This is a genomic window from Persicitalea sp. (assembly GCF_041751555.1).
In the GTDB taxonomy this organism is placed as follows: domain Bacteria; phylum Bacteroidota; class Bacteroidia; order Cytophagales; family Spirosomataceae; genus Persicitalea.
The window spans coordinates 1-6,690 of the sequence record NZ_JBGSXF010000274.1 but is presented as its reverse complement, the minus strand read 5'-3'; the positions used below and the strand labels follow the sequence as shown (position 1 = coordinate 6,690).

The 6,690-nt window shown below is 51.1% G+C and carries 6 protein-coding genes and 1 pseudogene; 5 read left to right on the top strand and 2 right to left on the bottom strand.

Going from position 1 to position 6,690, the window contains the following annotated elements:
- The first annotated feature begins 215 nt into the window (after window positions 1-215).
- A complete protein-coding gene (locus tag ACEW8P_RS09630) occupies window positions 216-1,490 on the top strand; it encodes a 3-deoxy-D-manno-octulosonic acid transferase (RefSeq protein ID WP_373512869.1) in 1,275 nt (424 codons plus the stop codon).
- Here the strand turns inward: ACEW8P_RS09630 and ACEW8P_RS09625 are convergent.
- Complete coding sequence (locus tag ACEW8P_RS09625; RefSeq protein ID WP_373512868.1) at window positions 1,483-2,703, bottom strand: ROK family protein; 1,221 nt, start codon at window positions 2,701-2,703, stop codon at window positions 1,483-1,485. The two genes, ACEW8P_RS09630 and ACEW8P_RS09625, sit on opposite strands and share 8 nt — an antisense overlap.
- 241 nt (window positions 2,704-2,944) lie before the next feature.
- Here ACEW8P_RS09625 and rsgA point away from each other — a divergent pair, with 241 nt between their 5' ends.
- Window positions 2,945-3,853: a ribosome small subunit-dependent GTPase A gene (gene rsgA / locus ACEW8P_RS09620; RefSeq protein WP_373512870.1), complete on the top strand. Its 909-nt coding sequence runs from the start codon at window positions 2,945-2,947 to the stop codon at window positions 3,851-3,853.
- 82 nt (window positions 3,854-3,935) lie between these two features.
- The gene (gene mce, locus ACEW8P_RS09615) at window positions 3,936-4,346 is read left to right on the top strand and encodes a methylmalonyl-CoA epimerase (RefSeq protein ID WP_373512867.1); all 411 of its coding nucleotides are present in this window, start codon (window positions 3,936-3,938) and stop codon (window positions 4,344-4,346) included.
- 12 nt (window positions 4,347-4,358) lie between these two features.
- Here the strand turns inward: mce and ACEW8P_RS09610 are convergent, their stop codons facing one another.
- Window positions 4,359-5,330 (bottom strand): zinc-dependent alcohol dehydrogenase family protein, encoded by a 972-nt coding sequence (locus ACEW8P_RS09610; RefSeq protein ID WP_373512866.1) that lies wholly within the window; start codon window positions 5,328-5,330, stop codon window positions 4,359-4,361.
- A gap of 231 nt (window positions 5,331-5,561) precedes the next feature.
- On the opposite strand from ACEW8P_RS09610, the gene ACEW8P_RS09605 reads away from it, so the two are divergent.
- On the top strand, window positions 5,562-6,185 hold the full coding sequence (locus ACEW8P_RS09605) for a HupE/UreJ family protein (protein ID WP_373512865.1): 624 nt from the start codon (window positions 5,562-5,564) through the stop codon (window positions 6,183-6,185).
- Between the two features lie 74 nt (window positions 6,186-6,259).
- Window positions 6,260-6,690: pseudogene (locus tag ACEW8P_RS09600) on the top strand (M1 family peptidase); the annotation flags it as partial.

Sequence of the window (6,690 nt, the reverse complement as noted above, 5' to 3'; positions counted from 1 at the left end):
GAAAGTTTGATGACATCCTCCTCCGTTTTGTTTTCTAGGCCATCTGAAATTAAGTTAAAATTACAGGTGTAGCCTTTTTCCTGCAAGGCAGTAAGGGCTTCGGTCATGGTATCGTAGCCGCCTTCTTCGTTTGGTTGCGCTTTCATGGTAGTCGTTGTTTAGAGAATGGTTATGATTGAGAATGGGTAGTTTTGCAAAAATTTCATCCGCCGTCTTTGTTCGCCGTTTTATACCCCTTATTTATCCGTATCTACGCTGCCTTCATGCATTTGGCGGCTTTATTTCATCCTAAAGCCCGGAAATGGGTAGCGGGAAGGGAAAACTTGTTGCCCCGATTGTCGGCTGAACTACCGCCGCTGCTTCGAGGCCGTCCGGTCGTTTGGTTTCACGCGGCTTCGCTGGGTGAATTTGAGCAGGGGCGTCCGGTGATGGAAGCGTTTCGCGCCCGTTATCCAGACCATTTCATTTTCCTTACTTTCTTTTCACCATCGGGCTACGAAGTTAGAAAAAATTATGCCGGAGCCGATTTAGTGACCTACCTGCCTGGCGACACACGCACCAACGCGCAGCAGTTGGTCAGCCTGTTGCGGCCCCGCGTGGCTTTCTTTATCAAGTACGAGTTTTGGTACAACTACTTGCGCGAACTCCGAAGCAATGGTACGATCATCTTGTCCTTCTCGGCAATTTTCCGATCTGACCAGCTTTTTTTCAAATCCTACGGGAAATCTTACACCCGGCTGCTGCGCTATTTCGACCACATTTTGGTGCAAAACGAGGAATCGGCTCGCTTGCTGCGCGGCATTGGCCTCGAAGCGGTAACGGTGGCGGGCGATACGCGCTTCGACCGGGTGCAGCAAATCGCCGACGCCGCCCGCGACCTGCCCGAGATTGCAGCATTCGTCCAGAATGAACCCTGTCTGATAGTCGGTTCGGCCTGGGAAGCTGACCGCGCGGTGATCGCCCCGGCTTTAAATGATTTAAAAATTCCGCTGAAAGCGATTATCGCCCCGCACGAAATTCACGAAGCGGAACTCGTCCGCTGGGAGCAGCGTCTGACCGGACAGACGCTGCGCTACTCGGCATATAAAGCGGCGGGCTTTGATTTTGATAAAATTAAAAACGCCAAGTACCTGCTCATCGACAACGTCGGGATGCTGTCGTCGCTTTACCGCTACGGGCAGGTGGCTTACATTGGTGGCGCGTTCGGGGCCGGTTTGCATAATATTCTAGAAGCCGCCACTTTTGGTCTGCCGATCTTTTTTGGGAACAAAAGCTTCGAGAAGTTTCAGGAATCCGTCGATCTTATCCAACAACAAGGTGCCTGGGCCATTAGTGACACCGAAGATTTTCAGGAAAAATTAGAAAAACTACTTGCTCACCCCGCTGCACAGGAAAAAAGTGGCGATGTTAATCGCACTTACGTACAAACCCGCATTGGCGCGACCGACACCGTTATGAGATGCGTAACCAGATTTCTGGAAGCTAACTAAATTCCCGCGCCACCAGCGCCTCTACCAAATGTACCTGCACGCCCCACTGCCGGGCCTTGCTGCCCAACTCTGAAACTTGTAGTGTAAGCGCATCCCGAAAGTCCGCCAGGCAGTACTTCTGTATTGCCTGCTTAACGGGATTAGCAATGAATGGCCCGGCTTCGGCTAATAAGCCCGTAATAATTACAATCTCGGGGTTGAACATGTGCACGGCGGTCGCAATGCCCTTACCCAACTCCGCGCCCAAATTGGTAATCAACTCGATGCAAAAATCATCACCGGCATGGGCAGCTTCGATGATGTGGTGGGTGTCCAGCGAGTCGTTCTCTCCGACCAGTCGGGGCAGGGCCGTATCGCGGCCCGCCTCAATACCAGCCTGTGCTTCCCGCATGAGCGCAAAGCCCGAAGTTAGCGTATCCAGGCAACCAATTTTGCCACAATGGCACAGTAGTCCATTAGGCTGTACCTGAATGTGTCCCAGCTCACCGGCGAAACCTGACGCCCCGTTGAACACCTCGCCGTTGAGCAGGATACCCAGTCCCACGCCCCAGTCGATGTTGATCGTAAGAACATGCTGCTTCCCCTTGGCCAGACCGAAGCGATGTTCGCCAATAGTAGTGGCGTGAGTATCGTTGATAAGAGAAACAGGCAACTGAAACTGTGTTTCGAGCCGTGCCGCCAACGACAAATCTTCCCCTGTGAGGTGCGGATAGGTTTGGTTGGTGCCTTTCTGGACATTGATTAGGCCTGGCATAGACACTCCAATGCCCCAAAGCTTGGTGGAGCTGATGCTATTCGCTTTCAGGAATATATCTATCTCATCGATCAGAGCGTCCAGGAACATCTCTGAGTCTTCGAGTTTGAGGTCAACTTGTTGTTTGGCGACAAATTCGTTGTCCAGGTCGAACACTACCAACTGAGTATCGTGTCGAGTAATGTCGAGGATGAGCGTATAATATTTCTGCGTATTCAGGCCATAGAGTGCTGGTGGACGCCCGGCGCGAGCGACGGCCGTTCCGGTTTCATGAATCCATCCTTCCTTGATAAGGTCGTTGACGATACCTGTCGCCGAAGGGATACTGGCGTGAAACAGGCGGGCCATCCGGTTGATGGAAGTCTGCCCGTGCTGATAGAGTTCTAGAATGAGATTACTACGCAGTCGATTGCGGCGAATGTCGATAACGGAACTGACTTCGGCGGCGGGGGTTGTCATGGAAAAGGAGGGAGAGTGATAAGCGTTGGTTGGAAACGAGCGGATGAAGTTTTCTCACTAAAAACAGTGCATGATCTAACAAACCTGCTACTTAAAGGATGCTTGTTTTGTTTTCTTACTGCTAAAACGAAGTGCAACTGTCAAATTAACATCAAGCCATCGAACGCCAATCCCAAAATTACTACATTCGTCCTGACATCAGGCAAAAACCGAAAACAGCGATTTGAAAAAGGGACTGGTAATGCGCTCCACGGGTTCATGGTACGACGTGCGCGATCCCGACGGGCACCTGTGGCAGTGCCGTTTGAAAGGTAAATTTAAAATTAAGGGCTTCAAGGTCACCAACCCCATTGCGGTAGGCGACCACGTGGAATTCGACGTGGAGGACGAAACCGAAAATACGGGCATCATCTTCGACATTTTACCACGCGAAAACTACCTCGTGCGGCAGTCGGTGCACAAAACGGCCCACGCGCACCTGTTGGCCGCCAACGTGGATCAGGCGATCTTAGTCGTAACTTTGTATTTCCCACGTACCTCTCTGGGTTTCATGGACCGTTTTCTAGTGTCAGCAGAGTCGTTTCGCATACCGGCGGTACTTATTTTTAACAAACAAGATTTGCTGGATGAACCGATGCTCGAGTATCAAGCCGAACTTATGTCCCTGTACGAAAGTCTGAACTACCGCTGCCTGGCTACCACGGCTACGGCAGGTGAAGGGCTAGACGAAGTGAGTGACCTTTTGAAGGGAAAAGTCTCAGTACTATCAGGTCATTCGGGTGTGGGCAAATCGTCGCTCCTCAACGCCATCGCGCCCGACCTGGCTTTGCGTACCAAGGAGGTTTCTACCTTTGCCAACAAAGGCGTCCACACCACGACCTTCGCCGAGATGTTCGAGCTGGCTCCTGAAACCTACCTTATCGACTCCCCCGGCATAAAAGAACTAGGCCTGTCTGACACCGAAGCCGCCGAAATCAGCCACTACTTCCCCGAAATGCGTGAACTACTCAACCAGTGCCGCTTCGACAACTGCCTGCACATCAACGAACCCGGCTGCGCCGTGAAGGAAGCCGTCGAAGCTGGAGAAATCGCCATGAGCCGCTTCGATAGCTACCTGAGCATGGTTGGGGGACAGGATAATAGGCGTTAGTTCATGAGTTCATGAGTTCATGAGTTCATCGAAAAACTGATTCTGCAATCCGCCTACTCATAGACTTTAAACTCATAAACTTTTGCTCACCAACCTCGAACATATCGGCATTGCCGTCAAAGACCTCGCTGCTTCGGACGCGCTTTTCACAAAGCTATTTAATATCCCGCCTTACAAACACGAGGAAGTCGCCAGCGAAGGCGTGGCGACTTCTTTTTTTAAAATAAATCAAACTAAGATCGAACTTCTGGAAGCCACGCGTGATGACAGCCCGATCGCACGATTTTTGGAGAAGAAAGGCGAGGGCATTCACCACATCGCCTTCGAGGTGGACGACATCGAAGCCGAAATGAAGCGGTTGCAGGGCGAGGGATTTACGTTGCTCAATGAAGTACCCAAGCCCGGCGCTGACAATAAACTAGTCTGTTTTCTTCATCCGAAAGGGACGGGCGGCGTACTGGTGGAATTGTGTCAGGAAAGGAAAGAGGGGTAGTTTGACCCCTCCCTACGGCTTAATTAGAATCTTCCCCCAACGCCCTGACTTGTCGGCATGTTCGACGGCTTGCGTAATCTCATCCAGGCCATACGTAGCTTCCACGGGTAGTTCCACTTCGCCGCTGGCCAACCAGCCGATGACGCTCTGGGCGGTTTGGGTGCGGGTTTGGGAATCGACTTTGCGCATCCATTCGGTGAGCCAAAAACCCTGAATGGTTATTTCTTTAAAAATCATCAGCCCCACGTCGAGCCGGGGGTTTTTCTGGCTGAGCAACCCAAAAATCAGCATTTTGCCGCCTTGGCCCACGCATTTCATGGCGGCTTCGGTGGTGTCGCCGCCCACAGAATCAACGACGCAACGGACGCCCTGTCCGCCCGTGATGTCGCGGACGCGGCGGGGCAGGTCTTCTGTTGTGGTATTGACTACCTCGTTCAAGCCCAGTTTTTTCAAATCCTCGTTCAGATCGTCGCGGCGGACGGTGCCGATGGTCTTAATCCCTTTTTTCTTACATAGCTGAATGACCAGCTTGCCGTAAGCCGAGCCGCAGGCTGTAATCATCAGCCACTCATCTTTTTGCACGCCAGACTCTTCCACCATAGCCCAGGCCGTAAAAGGATTGACGAACAACTGCGCGGCCATTTCGTCCGGGATAGCGTCAGGCAGCGGAATGGCGGCTTTTTGGTTCGCGATGGCGTACTCACCCCAACTACCAATGGCCGTAAAACTCACCCGGCTACCGATGGGTAGTCTCACATCCGCCCCCACCGCCTCCACTGTACCAACGCCTTCAAAACCAGCCCCCGAGGGCAATTCAGGCCGGATACCGTACTGCCCCCGTACGAATGAAATATCGGAAGGATTGATAGGCGCAGCGATGACTTTAACTAATACTTCGCCCGCTGCGGGCCGGGGCGTAGGCTTTTCAACTACTTTTAAAATATCGACAGGATTTCCGGTAGTTTCTAGCTGGATAGTTTTCATGAGTGCAAAATTGACAAGAATCGAATTTAACTTTTTATTGAATAAATTTGACTAAGCGTAGCATTTCTTAACGCTATGTATTGGGAAGGTAGGGAGTTTGAAAAGACTTTTCTAACTTTAATTTTTGAAAAAACGAAAAGCGGTAGGCTTGTAAGTAGTAGATTTTATTGAATCAACCTATGGCAGTAGTTTATGGCTTGTTAAGCATGAAGCCAATTTGGCCCCCTTTGCATGAGTGAATTTCAAGCGTACCTCCAAATAGGATTTGAACACATCACCGACCCGAAAGGTTACGACCATATTCTGTTTGTTGTAGCGCTCTGCGCCATTTACACACTGCGCGACTGGAAAAAAGTACTTATTCTGGTGACGGCTTTTACAGTCGGTCACTCGCTGACGCTGGCTTTGGCTACATTCAATATTATCTCGTTTCGGCGCGATGTCATTGAGTTGCTGATCCCAATCACGATCCTCATTACAGCAATCGTGAATATGTTTTATGATATTCCCAAAACTACATTGGTAAGAAAGGAGAGGGGCTCGCCCGTACGCTATGCACTGGCCTTAGGCTTTGGACTGATCCACGGCATGGGGTTTTCGAGTTACCTGCGCGATCTGCTGGGCGGCGAATCGAGCATTTGGCAACCACTACTGGCCTTCAACCTCGGGCTGGAGCTAGGGCAGGTACTTATTGTACTGGCTTTGTTGACACTAACATTTCTCATCGTAGATTTGGGCCGCGTTCCCAAACGCACCTGGAACTACATCGTTTCGGGTGTAGTGGCGGGAATGGCCCTGTCTTTGATCATCAACGACGCACTTTTGCAAGAGTCCCTTTCAGTCGCATTTCAATAGCATTTCCTTCAAGATTTAACCTAATCTAATTTCATCTTTCAACCGAGCGATAAGCCGTTTAAACTTTCGACCAAATGAAAAAACTATTATCTCTGATGCTGACTTTCCTTTTGGTGGGAAGCGCTTGGGCGCAATCTTCCAATCCCAACAATTACAACGCCAATACCACTTTTGAGCAGCTGGGGACTACCCTGCCGACGCCTAACACCTACCGCACGGCCTCGGGCGCACCCGGCAAAGAGTACTGGCAGCAACGCGCCGACTACGACATCAAGGCCGAACTTGACGACGAAAATCAGCGCATCGTCGGCTCCGAGACCATTACTTTTTTCAACAACTCTCCCGACGACCTACCCTACATTTGGCTCCAACTCGACCAAAACCTGTTTAAGGAAGATGCCATCGGCGGGCTAAGCCGTACGGGCACGATCAGCGATAAAGGTATGAGTTCCCGCCAATTGCAAACCATGAATGCAGGGCGCGGATCGAGCCTGGATGCCAAGAA